Source organism: Pigmentiphaga sp. MLSB6-MA01 (genome assembly GCF_058793475.1).
Genome location: NZ_JBXAFV010000008.1, coordinates 95,011 through 112,872, shown reverse-complemented (window position 1 = coordinate 112,872; position 17,862 = coordinate 95,011). Strand labels below are relative to the sequence as shown.

Annotated in this window: 20 protein-coding genes; 12 read left to right on the top strand and 8 right to left on the bottom strand. The window is 67.8% G+C overall.

All coding sequences use genetic code 11. The features are described 5' to 3' along the window. Positions 1-28: 28 nt before the first annotated feature. Complete coding sequence (locus tag AC1Q6E_RS14785) at positions 29-322, bottom strand: helix-turn-helix transcriptional regulator (protein WP_152797461.1); 294 nt, start codon at positions 320-322, stop codon at positions 29-31. Beyond that, positions 319-645: a type II toxin-antitoxin system RelE/ParE family toxin gene (locus tag AC1Q6E_RS14780; RefSeq protein WP_492573011.1), complete on the bottom strand. Its 327-nt coding sequence runs from the start codon at positions 643-645 to the stop codon at positions 319-321. The genes AC1Q6E_RS14785 and AC1Q6E_RS14780 overlap by 4 nt, the downstream gene beginning before the upstream one ends. Before the next feature lie 252 nt (positions 646-897). Here AC1Q6E_RS14780 and AC1Q6E_RS14775 point away from each other — a divergent pair, with 252 nt between their 5' ends. The 6 genes from AC1Q6E_RS14775 to AC1Q6E_RS14750 are packed head-to-tail and all read left to right on the top strand — an operon-like array spanning position 898 to position 7,150. After that, positions 898-2,463: a carboxyl transferase domain-containing protein gene (locus AC1Q6E_RS14775; RefSeq protein ID WP_152797460.1), complete on the top strand. Its 1,566-nt coding sequence runs from the start codon at positions 898-900 to the stop codon at positions 2,461-2,463. Further along, positions 2,460-3,230, top strand: a complete 771-nt coding sequence (locus AC1Q6E_RS14770; RefSeq protein ID WP_152797459.1) for a GntR family transcriptional regulator — start codon at positions 2,460-2,462, stop codon at positions 3,228-3,230. Before AC1Q6E_RS14775 ends, AC1Q6E_RS14770 begins: the two co-directional genes overlap by 4 nt. A 25-nt stretch (positions 3,231-3,255) precedes the next feature. Continuing rightward, positions 3,256-4,278: a tripartite tricarboxylate transporter substrate binding protein gene (locus AC1Q6E_RS14765; protein WP_152797458.1), complete on the top strand. Its 1,023-nt coding sequence runs from the start codon at positions 3,256-3,258 to the stop codon at positions 4,276-4,278. Continuing rightward, entirely contained in the window at positions 4,275-5,513 is a 1,239-nt protein-coding gene (locus tag AC1Q6E_RS14760; protein ID WP_492573010.1) for a CaiB/BaiF CoA transferase family protein, read from the top strand. Before AC1Q6E_RS14765 ends, AC1Q6E_RS14760 begins: the two co-directional genes overlap by 4 nt. Positions 5,514-5,525: 12 nt before the next feature. Next, positions 5,526-6,899: an acetyl-CoA carboxylase biotin carboxylase subunit gene (locus AC1Q6E_RS14755; RefSeq protein WP_152797456.1), complete on the top strand. Its 1,374-nt coding sequence runs from the start codon at positions 5,526-5,528 to the stop codon at positions 6,897-6,899. A 29-nt stretch (positions 6,900-6,928) separates the two neighbouring features. Continuing rightward, positions 6,929-7,150 carry an acyl-CoA carboxylase biotin carboxyl carrier protein subunit gene (locus AC1Q6E_RS14750; RefSeq protein ID WP_152797455.1) on the top strand — a complete coding sequence of 74 codons (222 nt, stop codon included), beginning with the start codon at positions 6,929-6,931 and terminating at the stop codon, positions 7,148-7,150. On the opposite strand, the gene AC1Q6E_RS14745 is transcribed toward AC1Q6E_RS14750, so the two are convergent. Together AC1Q6E_RS14745 and AC1Q6E_RS14740 are read right to left on the bottom strand one after the other, a co-directional pair. Beyond that, a complete protein-coding gene (locus tag AC1Q6E_RS14745) occupies positions 7,137-7,727 on the bottom strand; it encodes a DUF2239 family protein (protein ID WP_152797454.1) in 591 nt (196 codons plus the stop codon). The genes AC1Q6E_RS14750 and AC1Q6E_RS14745 overlap by 14 nt on opposite strands. A gap of 109 nt (positions 7,728-7,836) precedes the next feature. Then, entirely contained in the window at positions 7,837-8,625 is a 789-nt protein-coding gene (locus AC1Q6E_RS14740) for an HpcH/HpaI aldolase family protein (RefSeq protein WP_296559179.1), read from the bottom strand. A 208-nt stretch (positions 8,626-8,833) separates the two neighbouring features. On the opposite strand from AC1Q6E_RS14740, the gene AC1Q6E_RS14735 reads away from it, so the two are divergent. The 6 genes from AC1Q6E_RS14735 to AC1Q6E_RS14710 all read left to right on the top strand — a co-directional run bounded on the left by AC1Q6E_RS14735 (position 8,834) and on the right by AC1Q6E_RS14710 (position 14,744). Further along, complete coding sequence (locus AC1Q6E_RS14735) at positions 8,834-10,132, top strand: aromatic ring-hydroxylating oxygenase subunit alpha (RefSeq protein ID WP_492573009.1); 1,299 nt, start codon at positions 8,834-8,836, stop codon at positions 10,130-10,132. Positions 10,133-10,165: 33 nt separating this feature from the next. Continuing rightward, positions 10,166-10,648, top strand: a complete 483-nt coding sequence (locus AC1Q6E_RS14730; RefSeq protein ID WP_296559182.1) for an aromatic-ring-hydroxylating dioxygenase subunit beta — start codon at positions 10,166-10,168, stop codon at positions 10,646-10,648. A gap of 12 nt (positions 10,649-10,660) precedes the next feature. Beyond that, on the top strand, positions 10,661-11,500 hold the full coding sequence (locus tag AC1Q6E_RS14725) for a fumarylacetoacetate hydrolase family protein (RefSeq protein WP_296559184.1): 840 nt from the start codon (positions 10,661-10,663) through the stop codon (positions 11,498-11,500). A gap of 25 nt (positions 11,501-11,525) precedes the next feature. Then, entirely contained in the window at positions 11,526-12,947 is a 1,422-nt protein-coding gene (locus tag AC1Q6E_RS14720) for an MmgE/PrpD family protein (protein WP_296559186.1), read from the top strand. A 77-nt stretch (positions 12,948-13,024) separates the two neighbouring features. Further along, positions 13,025-13,999, top strand: coding sequence for a Bug family tripartite tricarboxylate transporter substrate binding protein (locus AC1Q6E_RS14715; RefSeq protein ID WP_152797448.1), 975 nt, complete (start codon positions 13,025-13,027; stop codon positions 13,997-13,999). A 4-nt stretch (positions 14,000-14,003) separates the two neighbouring features. Further along, positions 14,004-14,744, top strand: a complete 741-nt coding sequence (locus AC1Q6E_RS14710; protein WP_152797447.1) for an SDR family NAD(P)-dependent oxidoreductase — start codon at positions 14,004-14,006, stop codon at positions 14,742-14,744. 6 nt (positions 14,745-14,750) lie between these two features. Here AC1Q6E_RS14710 and AC1Q6E_RS14705 read toward each other — a convergent pair whose 3' ends face one another. Genes AC1Q6E_RS14705 through coaBC form a run of 4 tightly spaced genes read right to left on the bottom strand, consistent with a single transcriptional unit; the run spans position 14,751 to position 17,696 of the window. Beyond that, positions 14,751-15,476 (bottom strand): GntR family transcriptional regulator, encoded by a 726-nt coding sequence (locus AC1Q6E_RS14705; protein ID WP_152797446.1) that lies wholly within the window; start codon positions 15,474-15,476, stop codon positions 14,751-14,753. 5 nt (positions 15,477-15,481) lie between these two features. Next, complete coding sequence (gene dut, locus AC1Q6E_RS14700; protein ID WP_124690302.1) at positions 15,482-15,931, bottom strand: dUTP diphosphatase; 450 nt, start codon at positions 15,929-15,931, stop codon at positions 15,482-15,484. Next, positions 15,928-16,485 carry a phage holin family protein gene (locus AC1Q6E_RS14695; protein ID WP_152797445.1) on the bottom strand — a complete coding sequence of 186 codons (558 nt, stop codon included), beginning with the start codon at positions 16,483-16,485 and terminating at the stop codon, positions 15,928-15,930. The genes dut and AC1Q6E_RS14695 overlap by 4 nt, the downstream gene beginning before the upstream one ends. Before the next feature lie 20 nt (positions 16,486-16,505). Further along, the gene (gene coaBC / locus AC1Q6E_RS14690) at positions 16,506-17,696 is read right to left on the bottom strand and encodes a bifunctional phosphopantothenoylcysteine decarboxylase/phosphopantothenate--cysteine ligase CoaBC (protein WP_296559192.1); all 1,191 of its coding nucleotides are present in this window, start codon (positions 17,694-17,696) and stop codon (positions 16,506-16,508) included. Positions 17,697-17,862 lie beyond the last annotated feature (166 nt).

Below are 17,862 nucleotides of genomic sequence, written 5' to 3'. Positions count from 1 at the left end.
CGCCCGACCGCGCCGCTCGTCTAGGCCATCATGCAGTGAACCGCAGTTCCGGATGCAATCCCGCCCGTGCCGCCAACGTCAACAACATATCCAGGCTGAAATCCTCAACCTTGCCCTTGATCAGCCGAGAAACGCGCGGCTGGGTAATTCCAAGATGGCGAGCGGCCTCGGCCTGCGTCCAGCCTTGCTCTTTGAGACGCTGCGCCGTGCGAATCATCACCTCGGCGCGCAGCTTCATCACTTCGGCTTCAGCAGGATCGAAGCCCAGATCCATGAAGACGTTGCCGCTACCTTCGGTGATGGTGATGTCTTGCTTGTTCATTTCAGTGCTCCGATCAGTTTCCTGTAGCGGGCAGCCGCCAGGTCCAGATCCGGTTTCGGCGTTTTCTGGGGCTTTTTCTGGAAGGCGTGCAGCACGTAGATAGCGTTGGCGAACTTGGCGACGTAAATTACGCGGAAGGCGCCACTGGTATCCCGGTAACGTATTTCGTATGCTCCCGCACCCACACCGGGCAGGGGTTTGAAATCTGCTGGTTCTGCGCCGTACTGCACTGCCATTAGCTCAAGGCCCAACGCATGTCTCGCGTCCACGGGCATCTCGCGTAGATCCCTTTGGCTGGAATCAACGAACCTGAGAGGCTTCATAGTTCAAATTATGCTTGTACTTGCATAAATATGCGAATTCTTGAATGACCTGGAAGGCGGGTGCGCATCCCTGAGGGTGGAGTGTTCAGATATAGCGTCACATCGGAGTTTCTCAAAGTCAGACTAGGCTCAATAGAGCACTCTTTTTGGGAGGAGCGGATTTGAGATGGGCTTAGATATCCAATAATATTGTCGACAATAATAAAGCAGGCAATTATAGTGATCTGACATTCACCGATCCGAGGAGACGGCATGAGCTGGCGGGCGGAGGCGGACGAGATCCGGCGCAGGCGGGAGCTGGCGCGGGCATGCGGCGGCGAGGCGTCGGTGGCGCGCCAGCACGATGCCGGCAAGCTGACGGTGCGCGAACGCATCGACAAGCTGCTGGATGCCGGCTCGTTCCAGGAGGTGGGGCAACTGGCGGGGCGGGCGGTCTATACGGAAGGCAAGCTGGCCGGCTTCGAGCCCGCGCCCTATGTGATGGGACTGGGGCGCATCTCCGACCGGCCCGTGGCGGTGGGGGGCGAGGACTACACCATCCGCGCCGGTACCGGCTTCGGCAGCGACCGCCGCAAGGGCGGGCAGGGCGGCTTCGTCGAGGACCTGGCCTTTCACTACCGCATTCCGCTGGTGAACCTGATCGACGGCACCGGCGGTACCGTCAACACGGTCAAGCGCAAGGGCTATTCGGTCACGCCCGGCTACGGCCAGGACGGCTTCGAGCGCTCGGCCTCGCTGATGGGGATGGTACCCGTGGTGAGCGCGGTCATGGGCACGGTGGCGGGCGGCCCGGCGGGGCGCGCCATGCTGGCCCACTGGACCGTCATGGTGCGCGACAGCAGCCAGATCTTCGCCGCCGGCCCGCCGGTGGTCGAACGCGCCTTCGGCGTCAAGCTGCACAAGAACGACCTGGGCGGCGCCAAGATCGCCGCCGACACCGCCGGCACGATCGACAACGTGGCGCCGGACGAGGAAACCTGCCTGGCGCAGATCCGGCGTTTCCTGTCGTACATGCCGCAGAACGCCTGGGAACTGCCGCCCGTGCTCATGTCGGGTGATCCGGTGGACCGCTGCGAGGATGCGCTGGTCGACATCGTTCCCCGTTCCGAACGCCAGGCCTACAACATGAAGAAACTGGTGGGCATGGTCGTGGACCAGGGGTCGGAGTTCGAGATCCAGCCGGGTTTCGGCCGCGCCGTCATTACGATGCTCGCACGGATGAATGGCAAGGTCGTCGGCGTGGTGGCGAACAATCCCATGTTTGGCGGCATCGTCGACGTGAAGGCGGCGCGCAAGCAGACGCACTTCATCGACCTGTGCGATGCCTTCAACATCCCGCTGGTCTTCTTCGTGGACGTGCCGGGCCTTTTGATCGGGGTCGAATCGGAATCCGAGGCGATCATGCGCTTCGGCATCCAGCAGCGCTACGTGCTGGCGCAGGCCACGGTGCCGATCTACACGGTGTTGGTGCGCAAGTGCTTCGGGGTCGCGGGCGGCAGCGTGATCGACCGTTCCGGATTGAATTTCAAGATTGCCTGGCCGTCCGCCAGTTGGGGGTCGCTGCCCATCGAAGGGGGAGTCAAGGCGGCCTACCGCGCCGACATCCAGGGCGCCGCCGATCCGGCCGCGCGCGAAGCCGAGATCGAGGCCGAGCTGCGGGCGCTGTCTTCGCCGTTCCGCACTGCCGAGGCTTTCGCGGTGGAGGACCTGATCGACCCGCGCGAGACGCGGCCTTACCTGTGTCAGTTTATCGACGCCGCGCAGGGGCGGTTGCGGACCACGCTGGGGCCCAAGCTGCGCGCGGGAGTGCGCCCGTGACACCGGCGCGGCCGGCGCCGCCGGACACCAGCCGCGCCGCGGCGTTCCTGCAGGCCTTCGAAGAGGACCGCGGCACGCCCATCGCGTTCTGGTGGGTGTTCGCCGGGCCGTCCAATACGTTGACGCTGCCCGAGCAGATCGCGGCCAGCGTTGGCGACCGCATCATCTCGCATGCCATCGCTCCGGGCGAATGGATACGCGAACAGGAGATCGGCCAGCAGTTCGGCGTCAGCCGCAGCCCGGTGCGCGAAGCCATGCGCCTGCTGGAGCGCGAGGGCGTGGTGCGCATACACGCCCGGCGGGGTGCCCGGGCAACCTTCCTGGCGCAAAAGGAAATCAAGGACCTGTTCGAGGTCCGCGCCAGCCTGGTGCGGCTGGTCGGACGCCTGGCGGCCGGGCACCGTCCCGAACGCTTGCTGGAATTGCTGGAGATCGGCTTCGGCACCCTGCGCGAGACGGCCGAGGATCCGGACGCCGCGCGCCGCTACGGCGAGACCGCGGCCCAGATGACCCTGCTGTGCGCGGCGCTGTGCGGCAATGAACGCCTGTTTCCGCTGATCGCTTCGCTGTCCATGCAGATGCTGCGTTACACCAGCCTGGGGCTGAAGTCCCCGGAGCGGCGCCGCCGTTCCATCGTCCTGTGGCGCGGCGCCATCGATGCCATCCGGCGCGGCGATGCCGATGCCGCCGAACAGTTTTTCGCCAGTCGCCTGGAAGAGAACTGGCGGGAGATCCGCCGTTTGTTGGAGACCGAAGTGATCGCGTAGAACACATTCCCGTCAGGAGGGAAGCATGGAGACTATCTATCAGGGCCGCCGCCGCGCCATCGCCGCGCTGGGGACGGGCATGGGAGGATTGCTGCTGGGGGCGGCGGCACGGCCCACGTGGGCCGCCTGGCGGCCGGACCAGAACGTGGAGTTCGTCGTGCCGGCCGGGCCGGGCGGCGCGCTGGACCAGACCGGCCGGGCGATGAAGCAGTTCTACGACGAGAGCCATGTGCCGGGCGGCCGTGCCTTCCTGGTCACCAACAAGCCGGGCGCGAACGGCAAGATCGCCTTCGAGGTGCTGTTGCAGAAGCGCGCCGATCCGCATTATCTGTCGATCAATTCCCACGGCTACATTTCGAGCTACCTGACGGGCAACCTCGACATCCTGCCCCATCGGGACCTGACCCCCATCGCCGTGATCCAGGACGAATTCGTGGTGGCGGCGGTGCGTACGGAGTCGCCCGTACAGTCCGCGGCCGACCTGGTCGAGCGGCTGCGCAAGGATCCCACCAGCCAACGCATGGGCGTGGCCACCAGCATCGGCAACCACATCCACATCGGCACGGCCAAGGCGCTGGGCGCGGCGGGGGTGGACGTGCGCAAACTCGTGGTGGCGCCGTTCAAGTCCTCGGCCGAGTCCATGGTCGCGCTGGTGGGCGGCCACCTGGACGTGGTGGCCGCGACCACGCCCAACGTCATCGCGTTGAAGAAGGCGGGCAAGATCCGGGTGCTCGCGGTCAGCGCGGGCCAGCGGCTGGGCGGCCAGTTCGCCGACGTGCCGACGTGGAAGGAGCAGGGCATCGACTCGACGTTCAGTTCGGCCTTGGGCATCGTCGCCGCCAAAGGCATCTCCGAGGACCAGATCCAGTACTGGGAAGACATGTGCCGGAGCATGAGCCAGTCGCCGATGTGGGAGCAACTGGCCGAGACCAACCAGAGCCGGCCCAATTTCATGGGGCATCGCGACGCGGCGCGGTTCTACGAAGAGGAGTACCAGGGCATGCGCGAGATCGTCGCCAGGCTGGGCCTGCTGGGGGCGGGCAAATGAGCAATGCCAGGCTGACCGGGCATCCCGGCCCGCTGAGCGGCTACAAGGCGATCGAGATCTGCTCCACGGTGGCCGGCCCGGCCTGCGGGCGCATCCTGGCGGATTTCGGCGCGGACGTGATCAAGATCGAGCCGCCCGGCGGCGATCCGCTGCGCAACATGGGCAAGCACGTGGGCGACGTGTCGCTATACGCCGCCACGGCCTTGCGCAACAAGCGAGCGATGGTGATCGACCTGAAGAGCGATGAGGGCCGGGACCTGGTGCGGCGGCTGGCGGCCAAGACCGACGTGCTGGTCGAGAACTACCGGCCCGGCGTGATGGAGCGGCTGGGGCTGGGCTATGAGGACCTGTCGCGCGACAACCCGGGCCTGGTCATGGTGCGCATCAGCGGCTACGGCCAGACCGGTCCCTATCGGATGCGGCCCGGCTACGGCGCGATCTGCGAGGCCATGGCCGGCGTGCGCCACCTGACCGGCGATCCCGACCGGCCGCCGGCGCGCGTGGCGGTGGCCACGACCGACTACCTGTCGGCGGTCCATGCCGCGTTCGGCGCGGTCTCGGCGCTGCTGAACCGGACCCGCACGGGCAAGGGGCAGGTGGTGGACGTGGCGCTGTACGAGACGGCCTTCACGCAGATGGAAGTCTATGTGCCCGCCTTCAAGACACTGGACCTGATTCCCACGCGGGTGGGGCCCAACCTGCCCAACATGGCGCCCAACAGCCTGTATCCCACTCGTGACGGCGGCTATGTGCTGATCGCCGCCAACAGCAATCCCACCTTCGAGCGGCTGATCGCCGTCATGGGCCGACCCGACCTGATCGAGGACCCCCGCATGAGTTCGATCCGCGCGCGCGGATCGAACATCCCCTACTGCAACCGCGTCGTCAGCGAGTGGACGCTGCAGCACGACGGCAGTGAGATCGAGCGCATGCTGCTCGATGCGGAAGTGCCTGTGTCGCGGGTCTATACGATGGCCGACATCTTCGAGGATCCCCAGTTCGCGGCGCGCGGCATGTTGCCGGAGATCCCGCATCCCGAGCTGGGCTCGCTGCACCATCCCGGCATCGTGCCCAGGCTGAGCGACACCCCCGGACAGATCATGCATACCGGCCCGGACCTGGGCCAGGACACCCGGCAGGTGCTGGCCGATGAGTTGCGGTTGTCGCCGCGCGAGATCGATGCCCTGGTGGAGCGCGGTATCGTGGCCTGCGGCGCGCCCCGGGAACCGGCATGAGGAGCGGCCGCCATGTTCGATAAAGTATTGGTGGCCAATCGCGGCGCGGTCGCGGCCCGTGTGCTGCGCGCGCTCAAGCAGCTCGGCGTCCGGACCGTTGCCGTCTACTCCGAGGCGGATCGCGACCTGCCTTACCTGGCGTGGGCCGACGAGACCCGCGCGATCGGCCCGGCCGATGCGCGCGCCAGCTACCTGAACCAGGATGCGCTGCTTGCCGTGCTGGCCGAGACGGGGGCCGACGGCCTGCATCCCGGCTATGGATTCCTGTCCGAGAACGCCGGCTTCGCGCGCCGCGTGGCCGCGCAGGGCGCGGGTTTCATCGGACCGGGCGCGGACTGGATCGAGGCCATGGGCCACAAGACGCGGGCCCGGGATCTGATGGCCGCGCGCGGCATGCCGCTGGGGCCGAGCTCCGGGCTGTTGGACGACGACGCCCAGGCGACCCTCGCGGCCGCGCGGCGCATCGGCTATCCGGTGCTGGTCAAGCCCGCCGGCGGCGGAGGCGGCATCGGGATGCTGGCCGCCCATGACGACGCCCAGCTCCTGGCCGCCGTCGCGCAGGCGCGTTCCTTGTCCCAACGCAGCTTCGGCTGTGCCGACCTCTACCTGGAACGGCTGGTCGAGCGGCCCCGGCATATCGAGTTCCAGATGCTGGCCGACCGGCATGGCAACGTGCGTCATCTGTACGAGCGGGAATGCTCGGTCCAGCGGCGCCACCAGAAAGTCGTGGAGGAGGCGTCGGCGCCTGGCCTGCCGCGTGCCGCGCTGGATGCCGCGGCAGATCGCGTCACCGGCATCCTGGCCGACATGCGCTACGACGTGATCGGCACGGTCGAGACCCTGTACGACGGCGAGGGCGGCTTCAATTTCCTGGAGATGAACACCCGCCTGCAGGTCGAGCATGCGGTGACCGAAGCGGTCACCGGCATCGACCTCGTGCAGGCCCAGGTACGGCTGGCGTGGGGCGAGCGGCTCGATGCGGTGCTGCCGCCTGCGGTCGGCCTGAACGGCCATGCGATCGAGGCGCGCATCTATGCCGAGGATCCGGTGCGCTTCCTGCCTTCGCCGGGGCCGCTGGCCAAGCTGGAGTGGCCGTCCGGTCCCGGCATACGGGTGGAGACCGGCTATGCCCAGGGCAGCCGCGTCACGCCGTATTACGACCCCATGATCGCCAAGCTCATCGTGCATGCCGAGGACCGTCCCCGCGCGCTGGCGGCGCTCGAACGGGCCTTGCGCGCCACGGTGGTCGAAGGGGTCAAGACCAACATTCCGTTCGTCCTCGCGTTGCTGCGCAACGAACGGTTCGTCAACGCGGATATCGACACCGGCCTGGCGGCCGAGGTCGTGCGGGACATGAAGACGGCTGCCGCGGCGAACGCCGCGTGAGCCCGGCGGATATCGACAGGGGAGGCGCCATGGCGCGTATCGAAGTGCAATCGGAGATCACCGGTACCGTGTGGAAGGTGGAGACCTCGGTGGGGGCGAACGTGGAGGTGGAGGCGGCGCTGCTGATCGTGGAGTCCATGAAGATGGAGATTCCCGTCCCGGCGCCTGCTGCCGGGACGGTGCTGGAGCTGCGGGTGGGCGAGGGCGACCCGGTCGAGGAAGGCCAGGTCGTGGCCGTCATCGAGGGGTAGCGCCAGCCGCCAGGCGCAGCGCGTAGTCACGGACGTCGGCGGGCCAACCGCCCAGCAGCGCCGCGTAGCGCTCGCCGTCGCCCGCGAATAGCGCGCGCGCGGCTTCCTCGAACCCGGGCAGGTCACCCGCCATGGCGGACATGAAATGGTAGGCCGCTTCACGCGCGCGCCGCTGGCCGTCCTGGTCCGCGTGGGCGCGGCGCGCTTCCTCCACCAGCTTGCGCAGCGCCACCGAGGCGCCGCCCGGCTGGGCGTTCAGCCAGTCCCAGTGGCGGGGCAGCAGGGTGACTTCGCGCGCGACCACGCCCAGCCTGGGCCGCCCCTTGCCTCGGGGCGCCGCGGTTTCCTCGGCGGTCGCGGCCGCCTCGGGGGCGGCGCAAGGCATCGGGCCGAGGCGGGCCAGCACGTCGTGCTCGGAGCCCCGTGTGTCGATGTCGAAGGACTTCCCCGTGGCATCGTCGAAGATGAGAACGGGGGCGCCGCGCGGCGCGCGGTGGACGGCCAGCGCGACATCGCGAAGGGGGCCGCTCGCGAGCAGTCCATGGCCGTTGAAGGCGGTGCAGGTCAGGGCAGGCATGGCATTCACCACAAAAAAATAAAGTGATGCTAATTTACCCGGGTAAAAATAGAATTGCAATATTACCCGGGTAAATTTTTTGCCATGTGGAGATCTCGCGACGGCCGCTTCAGGTGTAGCCCGATGCGGCGGGATTGGCCGCGTCGCCGCGAGCCCGAGCCAGTTCCTGCCGTGTGCCCGCCTGGAGCAGCGCGCTGTCTTTTGCGATGGTGATGAAGCCGAATCCCTGGTCGGCGTATCGGCGGCCCGAGGCGCCGCCGGAACACTGGATGCCGGCCACGCGGCCATGGCGGCGGCAGGCCTGGAGGATGGCCGAGACCGCGTCGGCATGTTCCTTTTCCGGCTTGTCGAGGTCGGGCTCCAGTCCGAGACCCAGCGCCAGGTCGGCGGGCCCGACATAGATGCCGTCCAGGCCCGGCGTGGCGACGATGGCTTCCAGGTTGTCGAGCCCCCGGCGGCTTTCGATCATCACGAAACACATGGGCTCGTCGCCCAGCGTGGCGGTATCGCGCGCCTGGCGCACCAGCGCCGACCGGATGGGGCCGTAGGAACGGATGCCGGCGGGCGGGTAGCGGCAGGCGGCCACCGCGGCGGCCGCCTGGGCGGGCGTCTCGCACATCGGCACGATCACGGCCTGCGCGCCGGCGTCCAGCGCCTTGGCGATCATCCAGTCGGCCGAGGCCGGCACCCGTGTCACGGCAATGCCGCCGGCGCGTTCGATGGCGGTGAACATGGGCGTGACATCGGCATAGTCGATCAGGCCGTGCTGCTGGTCCACGCAGACGTAGTCCAGTCCCGTTGCCGCCATGAGTTCCGCGCCGAACATCGATGGCAGCGCGCACCATCCCCCGAAGACCGTCTTTCTTTCCGCGATGACCCTGCGCAGGACTTTGGACATGTTCGCCTCCATGCGTCATCGCAGCGCGACGACAAAAGTGGTTGACAAATGATCGTGCTCACAACAGACTAAAAGTGTATCCACTTTTTCGCGCAAGCGACAGCGATCCTTGCTCATGGCACATGTGCTGGCCCTTCGGGCCGGGCAGGGGAAAGGCTTGTCCGCTTGTTTTCTAACGGCGCGCGCAGGGGCGTCACCTGGAGCAGGCATGGGAAGGACATACGACATCGATCCCGACGATTACGTCCGCGAGAAACCGGGGCGGCAGTTCCTCGTCAGGACCGAGGCATATACCGATCGCGACGTCTTCGACCTGGAGATGCGCCGGGTCTTCGAGCGCACCTGGGTCTACGTGGGGCACGAGACCGAACTGCCGTCGGCGGGCAGCTTCAAGACCGCGCAGGTGGGCCGCCAGCCCATCGTCGTGGTGCGCGGCAAGGAGGGCGAACTGCATGCCTTCTTCAACCGCTGCGTGCATCGCGGCGCCGCGCTGCTGCGCGAGGCCGCGGGATGCGTGCAGGAGCTGCGCTGCCCTTATCACGGGTGGGTCTTCGATCTGTCGGGCAAGACTCGTCTCGTGTCCGAGCGCAACGATCCGGGCGGCTACGGGCCGGACTTCGAGCAGCCGGAGGGGCTGGAGCCGGTGCCGCGCCTGGGGTCCTATCGCGGCCTGGTCTTCGCCTCGCTCGATCCGGACATCGTGCCGCTGGAAACCTATCTCGGCAGCATGAAGCACATCATCGACGCGAAACTGGACCTGTCGCCCACCGGCCGCATCGCGATCGCCTCCACGCCCTATGTCTGCCGTTATCCCGGCAACTGGAAGCTGCAGGCCGAGAACATCGTCGATGCCTATCACTTCATGCACACCCATGGCGCCTTCGTAAAACTGCAGGCCAAGTTCGGGGACAGCACCGGCGACTTCGGCGTCCACAAGGGCCGGAGCACGCGCGAAATGCGGGAGCAGCGCTTTCGCGGGACTACCCGGTCGTGCCGGTACGGCCATGGTTTCGCGCAGGTTCCCGCCGCGGACACGGACGGCCTGCTCGATGGCGAGTTCGGGGACCTCTATCGTGGATTGCATGCGCAGCATGGGCAGGAGGCCTTCGAGCGCATCGCCGCCAAAGCCACTTCCACGGTCTTCCCCAGCATGGGGATGATCCACCAGCAGATCCGGGTCTGGCGTCCTATCTCCGTGGACGAGACCGAGGTGCTCATCTATCCGTATGAGCTGGAGGGCGCGCCGGATGCCTTCAACGCCGGCATGCTGCGCAGCCAGGAACGTTTCTACGGGCCGTCGGGTTTCGGCATGGTCGACGACACGGAGATCTTCGCCCGGGTATCGCAGGGCCTGCGCGCCGACCGCGTCGAATGGCTGCTGTTCGATCGCGGCATGGACACCGACGAGCAGACCGGGGAAGGCGACTATCGCGGCCTGCCTTCGAGCGAGGCGCCGCAGCGGGCGTTGTGGCGCGAATGGCGGCGCCTGATGGGGCAGGGGGCCTGAATCGCGATGAATGCATCGACCATGGACAGATCAATGCTGCAAGACATCTCCCAATTCGTCTTTCGGGAAGCGAAGCTGCTCGACGACAAGCAATACGAAGCCTGGCTGGCACTTTTCGACGACGACGGCCTGTACGTCGTGCCTCTGACCGAGGAACCGCGTCCGGGCAGGCAGGCGGACATCGTTAACGACAACAAGGCCGCTCGCGAGGAGCGCGTGCACCACCTCATGCACCACTGGTTTCCCGCCCAGCAGCCGCCCTCGCGCACGCGGCACTTCGTCTCCAATGTCATGGCCGAGGAGCGCGACGGACTGTGGCGGGTGTCGACCAGCCAGTTGATCTATGAGACCCGTGCCGGCGACTGGTTCCAGGTGGGGCTGGGCGAGGTGCGGCCCATCGTTGCCGGCGTGGACTACGCGCTGCGCGAAGTGGAGCGGGGATTCCGGATATGCGAGAAGCGCATCCGGTTGCTCGACATGGCCGGATGGCAGGCCAATCTGGCATTCATCTACTGACTGGAACGAGACATGAGATTGGTGAGATACGGCCTGGAAGGCCACGAACGCCCCGGCGCGCTGGATGCGCAGGGAGGCTTGCGCGATCTTTCCGGCCTGTTGGCGGATATCGATCCGCAGGTCCTGGCGCGAGGCCTGCCGGCCAGCCTGGGCGCGGTCGACGTGGAGCGGCTGCCCCGGGTCGAGGGCCGGCCGCGCCTGGGCGCGCCGCTGGCGCGGCCCGGCAAGATCGTCGCCATCGGCTTGAACTATTCCGATCACGCCGCGGAGGCCGGACTGCCCGAGCCCGCGGAACCCGTGATCTTCATGAAGGCGTCCTCGACCCTGTCGGGACCGTACGACGACGTGCCCCGGCCCGCCGGCGCGGAGAAGATGGACTGGGAGGTGGAACTGGGCATCGTGATCGGCGCGACGTGCCGGTCGGTGTCCGAAGACGACGCGCTCGGTCATGTGTTCGGCTACGTCGCCGTGAACGACCTGTCGGACCGCGCCTTCCAGCTGGAGCGCGGCGGACAGTGGGACAAGGGCAAGAACTTCGATCGTGCCTGCCCCATCGGCCCCTGGCTCGTGACCGCGGACGAAATCGGGGATCCCCAGACGCTGGACATCTGGCTTTCGGTCGATGGCCAGCGTGTGCAGGACAGCAATACCGGCAGGATGATTTTCGGCTGCCGGCATCTGGTCAGCTACGTTAGCCGGTTCATGACGCTGCTGCCCGGCGACCTGATCACCACCGGCACGCCGGCCGGCGTGGGGCTGGGCATGCAGCCGCCACGCTATCTGCGGGGTGGCGAGGTCCTGGAGCTGGGCATTTCCCGCCTTGGTTCGCAGAAGTACGCCATCACCCGTTGACCTGTCCACTGCAAAGGAGCGGTGCATGACTGCCATTTCGCCTACCGACGCTTTCCTGGACCAACTGGCCGGTTTCTGCGTCGAGGCCCGGACGTTCGATATCGACGACCACTGCAGGGAGTCGGCGCGGAAGATCGTACTCGATACTTTCGGCGTGGTACTGGGGGCGCTGGAACATCGCGCTTCACGCCGCGCGCGGCAATTCGCCGGGCGTTTTCCGGTCCCGGGCGGCGCGCGCCTCTGGGGCACGGGCGAGCGGGTGAACGCCGAGCACGCGGCCCTGCTCAATGGCGCGCCGCTGCGGGCCTACGACTTCAACGATTTTTACTTCGGGACGAAGGGCGGCGCCCATCCCAGCGATATCGTCACCGGCGTCATGGCTGTCGCGGAGGCGGAGGGGGCCGGCGGCCCGGCCGTGATCCGGGCGCTGTGCGTCGGCTACGAACTGATCGTGGCGATGAGCGATTGCCTGGATCCGGAGCGCGAGGGGTGGGACTACCCGTGCATCACCTCGTTGGGGGCGGTGGCCGCCGTGGCCGATCTGCTGGCGTTGGACCGGGCCCAGCTGCGCCATGCGTTTTCGATTGCCGTGAACGCGCACTATCCCTCGAACGAAGTGGAGTCGTCCGAGCCCGATGCCCATGGCGAACTGACCATGTGGAAGCGTTTCAACGGCAGCGACGGCGTTCGCCAGTCGGTCCAGGCATGCTATCTGGCCCTGTGCGGCGTGGAGGGCGTGGTGCGCCCCTTCGAGGGCCGCCACGGGTTTTTCGCGAAGCTGGGCGTCACGCGGGAGGAGGCCGGCGAGGCTTCGTCCCGGCTGGCGCGGATACGGCGCTTCGAAGGCATAGGCGCCGGCAGCTTCAAGCGCTGGCCCGTCGGCTCCCGGGGGCAGAGCGCGATCCAGTCGGCGTTGAGGGCGCGCGCGGCCCTGCTGGAGGGGGGGAGAACGCCGGACGTCATCGCGCATGTCAAGGTGCATGCCGATCCCGGTGTCTACGAACATCTGCACGCGATCCGGACGGACCCGTTCCAGCCGCGCACGCGCGAGGCCGCCGATCATTCGCTGGCCTACATCGTCGCGGCCGCGCTGACGAACGGCGAGATCGGTCCGCACAGTTTCGAGGCGCCGGCGCGCGATGCGCCCGCCCTGCGCGCCCTGCTGTCGGGCCGCGTCGAGATCCTGCGCGCGGCACGGCCATCGCCGTCCAATCTGCTTGCCGAAGTGATCCTGGAGGACGGCGACGGCCGGCTCTACCGCGGTGGCAGCGAACCCGCGCCCGGCACGGCCGGTGCCGCCATGCCGATCGGCACGCTGCTGCAGAAATTCCGGGAGAACGTCGGCGCGCAACGGTCGGCCGGCGCCGATACCCTGGCTGCCGCGATCATGGAGCTGGATGCGTGCCGGGACGTCGGGGCGTTGATCGACGCGACCATGATTCGCTGAAGGACCGCCTGCCGGGAGATCCGGGCCGGGTGGATGTGTGTGATGCCGTACAACGTGTTTCTTGAGAGGTGCTTGCCATGCTAGTGCGTATCGTCTCCAGGTTCGTCGTCCTGCTTTCCTGTCTGGCCGCGGCGGCGCCGGGCCTTGCGATGGATTTTCCCGCCAAGGCGGTGAGGTTCATCGTGCCGTTCACCCAGGGCACCGGGCCCGACCGATTGGCCCGCCTGGTGGCCGAAGACCTGGCCAGGCAATGGAAAGTGCCGGTGGTGGTGGAAAACCGGCTGGGCGCGTCCGGTCACGTCGGAGCCCAGGCCGTGGCGCAGGCGCCCGCGGATGGCTATGCCGTCGGCGTCATGGCGACCAATATCTCGGTCACGGCCCATTTGATGAAGTCGGATGCCTTCGTGCCCATGCGCGACCTCCAGCCGCTGCTGATCGCCGGCTATGGCGACATGACGCTGGTGGTGTCGGCCAAATCGCCGTTCAACACCCTGGGCGAGTTCCTGGACTATGCCAGGGCGAACAAGGGCAAGCTGGCATTCGCGAGCGCCGGCATGGGGTCGCCTTCCCATATCTTCCTGGCCCAGATGCAGCAGATGACGGGGACCGAGTTCCTCCACGTGCCCTACAAGGGAACGGCCCCGGCGGTGACCGACCTGATCGGCGGCCAGGTCGATGCCTTCTTCGTCGCCACGCATACCGTCAAGCCTTACCTGGCCTCCGGCCAACTGAAGGCGCTGGGCGTGGCGGCCCCGCAGCGCAACTCCCACGCGGCTGACATTCCGTCGTTCGGCGAACTGGGCGTGCCGGGATTCTCGACCGAGGCGTGGTACGGCTTCATGCTGCCCACGGGAGTGCCGGAGCCGGTCGCCGAGAAGCTGTACCGCGATATCCGTGCCAGCGTGGAACAGCCGCACGTGCGGAGCGAGCTCGACAAGTTCGGGCTGACCGTCCGGCCGTCCACCACGGCGCAGATGCGCGAGGTGGTCGATCGGGAGTTCCGCAGCTATGGCGAGGTCATCGCCAAGTACAACATCAAGATGCAGGAATAGAACCATGCAGGCAGACAAGCAATCTTTCCCGCCCGTGGCCGACGTGGCCGGCCTGTCGGTGCTGGTGCTGGGGGCCGGGGCCGGCGTGGGGCCCGCGGTGGTCCGGGGTTTCGAGGCGAACGGCGCCAGGGTGCACGCGAGCGATCTGACCGCCGAAGGGCAGGGAGGATCCCGCGTGCCTCCCCACGCCGTCGACGATGCCTCGGCCATCGCCGCCTTTCTGGACGGCTGCGAGGCCGCCAATGGTCCCCTGGACGTGGTCGCCTATGTGTCGCCGCCGGTGTCGGTGGGCAAGGCTCTCGACCTGGAGCACGAGGTCTATGGCCGGGTCCTCCGCGACGAGTTGCTGCTGCCCATCCTGCTGTTGCGCGAGGCGGCGCGGCGCATGGCCGGGCGGGGGTACGGGCGGCTGCTGTCGTTCTGCTCGATGTCGGGCAAGACCGGCGTTCATCCTGGCGTGAGTCCCTATGCGGCCGCGAAGGGGGGGCTGATCGCTTTCTCGCGTTCGCTGGCGGCGGAACTGGCGCCTTCGGGGGTGACCGTGAATGTCGTGGCGACGGCGCTGTTCGATGTGCAGGTCCACAAGACCGGCGAAGAACTCGCCCACGTCGTCAAGGGCATACCCGTGGGACGCGTCGGCCGTTCGCAGGAGGCCGCGGCGGCGGCGCTGTTCCTGGCGTCGCGCCAGTCCGGCTACATCACCGGCGAGACACTGAACATGTCCGGCGGCCGCTTCATGGATTGACGCGGGTCAGAGTGCGATCTGCAAGGCTTCCAGGGCATTCCGGATGCAGACGGGGGTGTAGCCGGGGTCGATGATGCCGATGGAGGCCGTGGCCGACCGCACGAGCTGGTGCGTGTTGATGCGCTGGGCCGCCCTGATGTCGCCGGTCTCGTAGGCCTGGAGCAGGCCGCCATGGTCCGCGCGGTCGTCGCCGAACAGCGAGGGCGAGGTCTGTTCCAGCGAAAAGCGGGCGCGCTCGGTGCGGTGCCAATACTCCTCGATCTTCTCGCAGAAGATCTTGCCGGCCGGGCGGTTGAGGATGGCGTGGAACTCCTCGTGCAGGGCGCGCCATTGCGAGGACACTTCGCCGTTCAGGCGCGACATCTTCTCCAGCACCTTGCGGCACGCGGCCAGATCGGCGCGCGTGAGCCGGCTGAAGGCGATCTGCGTGGCGACGGCCTGGCTGGCGATCCACAGGCCGTAGATCTGGTCGATTTCCTCGGCAGTGACCGGCGTCACCGTCATCCGGTACTTGAACCGCGCCTCGGCCAGGCCGTCTGCCTGGAGCATGCGTAGCGCTTCCCGCACCGGTGTCCGGCTGACGCCGTACTCCTGGGAGATGTGGACCTGGTTGAGTTCGTCGCCGGGGCGGATGCCGCCCTGGAAAATGCGCTTGCGCAGCGCTTCGTAGATGCGGACGGCTTCCAGGTCCGCGTCGGGCCGCGCCGGTCCGGCCTTGGTCGTGGATGCCATCTACATCAATGCTTGCCGGTGCTTCCGAACCCGCCCGCGCCGCGGTCGGATTCCGTGAAGTCGTCCACCACGTTGAAGCTGACCTGGGCCACCGGCACGATGATCATCTGCGCGAGACGTTCCATGGGCTGGAGCACGAAGGCTTCCTGCCCGCGGTTCCAGGTCGAGACCATCAACTGGCCCTGGTAGTCGGAGTCGATCAGTCCGACCAGGTTGCCCAGCACGATGCCGTGCTTGTGGCCCAGGCCCGAGCGGGGCAGGATCATCGCGGCGTAGCCGGGATCGGCGATGTGGATGGCCAGGCCGGTCGGCACCAGCACGGTCTGGCCGGGCTGGATGGTTTGCGGGGCTTCCAGGCAGGCGCGCAGGTCCAGGCCGGCGGATCCCGGGGTGGCGTAGGCGGGCAGGTAGTCGCGCATGCGCGCGTCGAGGATCTTCAGGTCTACGGATTTCATGCGTTGCGATGGGAGGAACGTTGATTGCGGTTGGGCGGCACGAAGGGCGGCAGCGTCGTGCCGGGAATGCCCTGTGCGCCGCGCAGCGTCTGGCGGCCCCGGCGGAACAGGGAGCGCGCGATGATGAACAGGATGATGGTGCGGACGATGTTGAAGGGTTCGAGCGGATCGTCGTCCATGAGCGCCGCGCCGATGCTGCTGGCGGCCAGCACGCCGAACAGCCCGCCCAGCAGGATCTGGACGGTGCCCTTGATCGCGCTGTTGCCCTGGGCCGCCAGCGTGGCGGGCGAGGCCGGCTCGCTGACGCCGGCCGGCATGTTGGCCGAGGGCGCGGCAGGCGCCGTGGGGGCGGACGGGATGCCCGTGCCGGAGCTGTACTGCTGGCCCGGGCTGCGCGTGTCCTTCTGCGCGCCCGGCAACCGCAGCGCGGGCCGGAAGCCGCCGGTGCCGGTCTTGAGCAGGCCTTGCTCTCCAGGCGTGCCGGCGCCGCGATTGACCATCTTGTCGATGTAGGCGGCGTAGTCGCCGTTGGGGGGTTCCGCGTCGAAAGGCATGACGGTCTTCCTCGGATCGTTCACGAGCCGGTGCGCCGGCCGATTTCTGTCACCAGCTGCCGCGCGGCCGCGAGCTTGGACAGGCGGGCCAGCGGATGTTCGCCGGCATCGTCGTACAGTACCAGGGTCGTGTCGTCGCGTCCCAGCGCGTCCTGGGCCAGGTTGCCCACCAGCAGCGGCACGCGTTTGCGCGCGCGCTTTTCGGTGGCGTGCCGGGCCAGGTCCTCGGTCTCGGCGGCGAAGCCCACGCAATAGGGCGGCCGCGGCAGGGCCGCGACGGTGCCCAGGATGTCGGGGTTCTGCACGAATTCCAGCGACGGCGGCCCGCCGTCGGTCTTCTTCAGCTTGCTGGCGCTGGCTTCCTTGACCCGCCAGTCCGCCACCGCGGCGACAGCCACGAAAATATCGGCATCCGGCACGCCCGCCATGACGGCAGCGAGCATGTCGCGGGCCGTCTGGACGTCTATCCGGCGCACCCCGCGCGGCGCGGCCAGCGCGGTGGGGCCGGACACCAGCATGACCTCGGCGCCGGCCTCGCGCGCCGCGCGCGCGATGGCATAGCCCATCTTCCCCGAGGACACGTTGGTCAATACCCGCACCGGGTCGATGGGCTCGGACGTGGGGCCGGCCGTGATCAGCACCCGCTTGCCGGCCAGCACCTTGGGCTGGAAGTGGGCGATCAGATCTTCAAGGATCTCGTGTGGTTCCAGCATGCGGCCGGAACCGACCTCGCCGCAGGCCTGGTCGCCTTCGGCCGGGCCCAGCAGCGTGACGCCGTCCGCGCGCAACTGGGCGGCATTGCGCTGGGTGGCCGGATTGGCCCACATCTCGCGGTTCATCGCCGGCACCACCAGCAGCGGGCAGGCGCGGGCCACGCACAGCGTGGTCAGCAGGTCGTCGGCCATGCCGTGCGCCAGTTTGGCCAGGAAGTCGGTGCTGGCGGGGGCGATCAGCACCGCGTCCGCCCCGCGCGTCAGGTTGATGTGCGCCATGTTGTTGGGCACGCGCGCATCCCACTGGTCCACGTAGACCGGCCGGCCCGACAGCGCCTGCATCGTGACCGGTGTGACGAAGTGCGTCGCGGCCTCGGTCATGACCACGTCCACCGTCGCGCCGCGCTCGGTCAGGCGCCGCACCAGCTCGCAGATCTTGTAGCAGGCGATGCCGCCGGTCATACCGAGGACGAGGCGCTTGTTGGCGAGGTCGGACATGGGGCCGGTAGGGGAGGGTTGGAATGATTCATTATACGGCCCCCCCTGTGCCGCTCCCGGCCGCGCGCGGCCACGTCCGCCCCGGATCGGGCTTTGCCGGTCCGCCAGCGCCGCCCCGTTGAGGGAGCGCCCGAGGGGCGTAGGGGATGGGCTTCCCCGGCGGCGC

Excerpts from the sequence above, each read along its gene's own strand:
- AC1Q6E_RS14785 (WP_152797461.1), bottom strand. The coding sequence starts at position 322 with ATGAACAAGCAAGACATCACCATCACCGAAGGTAGCGGCAACGTCTTC.
- AC1Q6E_RS14780 (WP_492573011.1), bottom strand. The coding sequence starts at position 645 with ATGAAGCCTCTCAGGTTCGTTGATTCCAGCCAAAGGGATCTACGCGAG.
- AC1Q6E_RS14775 (WP_152797460.1), top strand. The coding sequence starts at position 898 with ATGAGCTGGCGGGCGGAGGCGGACGAGATCCGGCGCAGGCGGGAGCTG.
- AC1Q6E_RS14765 (WP_152797458.1), top strand. The coding sequence starts at position 3,256 with ATGGAGACTATCTATCAGGGCCGCCGCCGCGCCATCGCCGCGCTGGGG.
- AC1Q6E_RS14760 (WP_492573010.1), top strand. The coding sequence starts at position 4,275 with ATGAGCAATGCCAGGCTGACCGGGCATCCCGGCCCGCTGAGCGGCTAC.
- AC1Q6E_RS14755 (WP_152797456.1), top strand. The coding sequence starts at position 5,526 with ATGTTCGATAAAGTATTGGTGGCCAATCGCGGCGCGGTCGCGGCCCGT.
- AC1Q6E_RS14750 (WP_152797455.1), top strand. The coding sequence starts at position 6,929 with ATGGCGCGTATCGAAGTGCAATCGGAGATCACCGGTACCGTGTGGAAG.
- AC1Q6E_RS14745 (WP_152797454.1), bottom strand. The coding sequence starts at position 7,727 with ATGCCTGCCCTGACCTGCACCGCCTTCAACGGCCATGGACTGCTCGCG.
- AC1Q6E_RS14740 (WP_296559179.1), bottom strand. The coding sequence starts at position 8,625 with ATGTCCAAAGTCCTGCGCAGGGTCATCGCGGAAAGAAAGACGGTCTTC.
- AC1Q6E_RS14735 (WP_492573009.1), top strand. The coding sequence starts at position 8,834 with ATGGGAAGGACATACGACATCGATCCCGACGATTACGTCCGCGAGAAA.
- AC1Q6E_RS14730 (WP_296559182.1), top strand. The coding sequence starts at position 10,166 with ATGCTGCAAGACATCTCCCAATTCGTCTTTCGGGAAGCGAAGCTGCTC.
- AC1Q6E_RS14725 (WP_296559184.1), top strand. The coding sequence starts at position 10,661 with ATGAGATTGGTGAGATACGGCCTGGAAGGCCACGAACGCCCCGGCGCG.
- AC1Q6E_RS14720 (WP_296559186.1), top strand. The coding sequence starts at position 11,526 with ATGACTGCCATTTCGCCTACCGACGCTTTCCTGGACCAACTGGCCGGT.
- AC1Q6E_RS14715 (WP_152797448.1), top strand. The coding sequence starts at position 13,025 with ATGCTAGTGCGTATCGTCTCCAGGTTCGTCGTCCTGCTTTCCTGTCTG.
- AC1Q6E_RS14710 (WP_152797447.1), top strand. The coding sequence starts at position 14,004 with ATGCAGGCAGACAAGCAATCTTTCCCGCCCGTGGCCGACGTGGCCGGC.
- AC1Q6E_RS14705 (WP_152797446.1), bottom strand. The coding sequence starts at position 15,476 with ATGGCATCCACGACCAAGGCCGGACCGGCGCGGCCCGACGCGGACCTG.
- dut (WP_124690302.1), bottom strand. The coding sequence starts at position 15,931 with ATGAAATCCGTAGACCTGAAGATCCTCGACGCGCGCATGCGCGACTAC.
- AC1Q6E_RS14695 (WP_152797445.1), bottom strand. The coding sequence starts at position 16,485 with ATGCCTTTCGACGCGGAACCCCCCAACGGCGACTACGCCGCCTACATC.
- coaBC (WP_296559192.1), bottom strand. The coding sequence starts at position 17,696 with ATGTCCGACCTCGCCAACAAGCGCCTCGTCCTCGGTATGACCGGCGGC.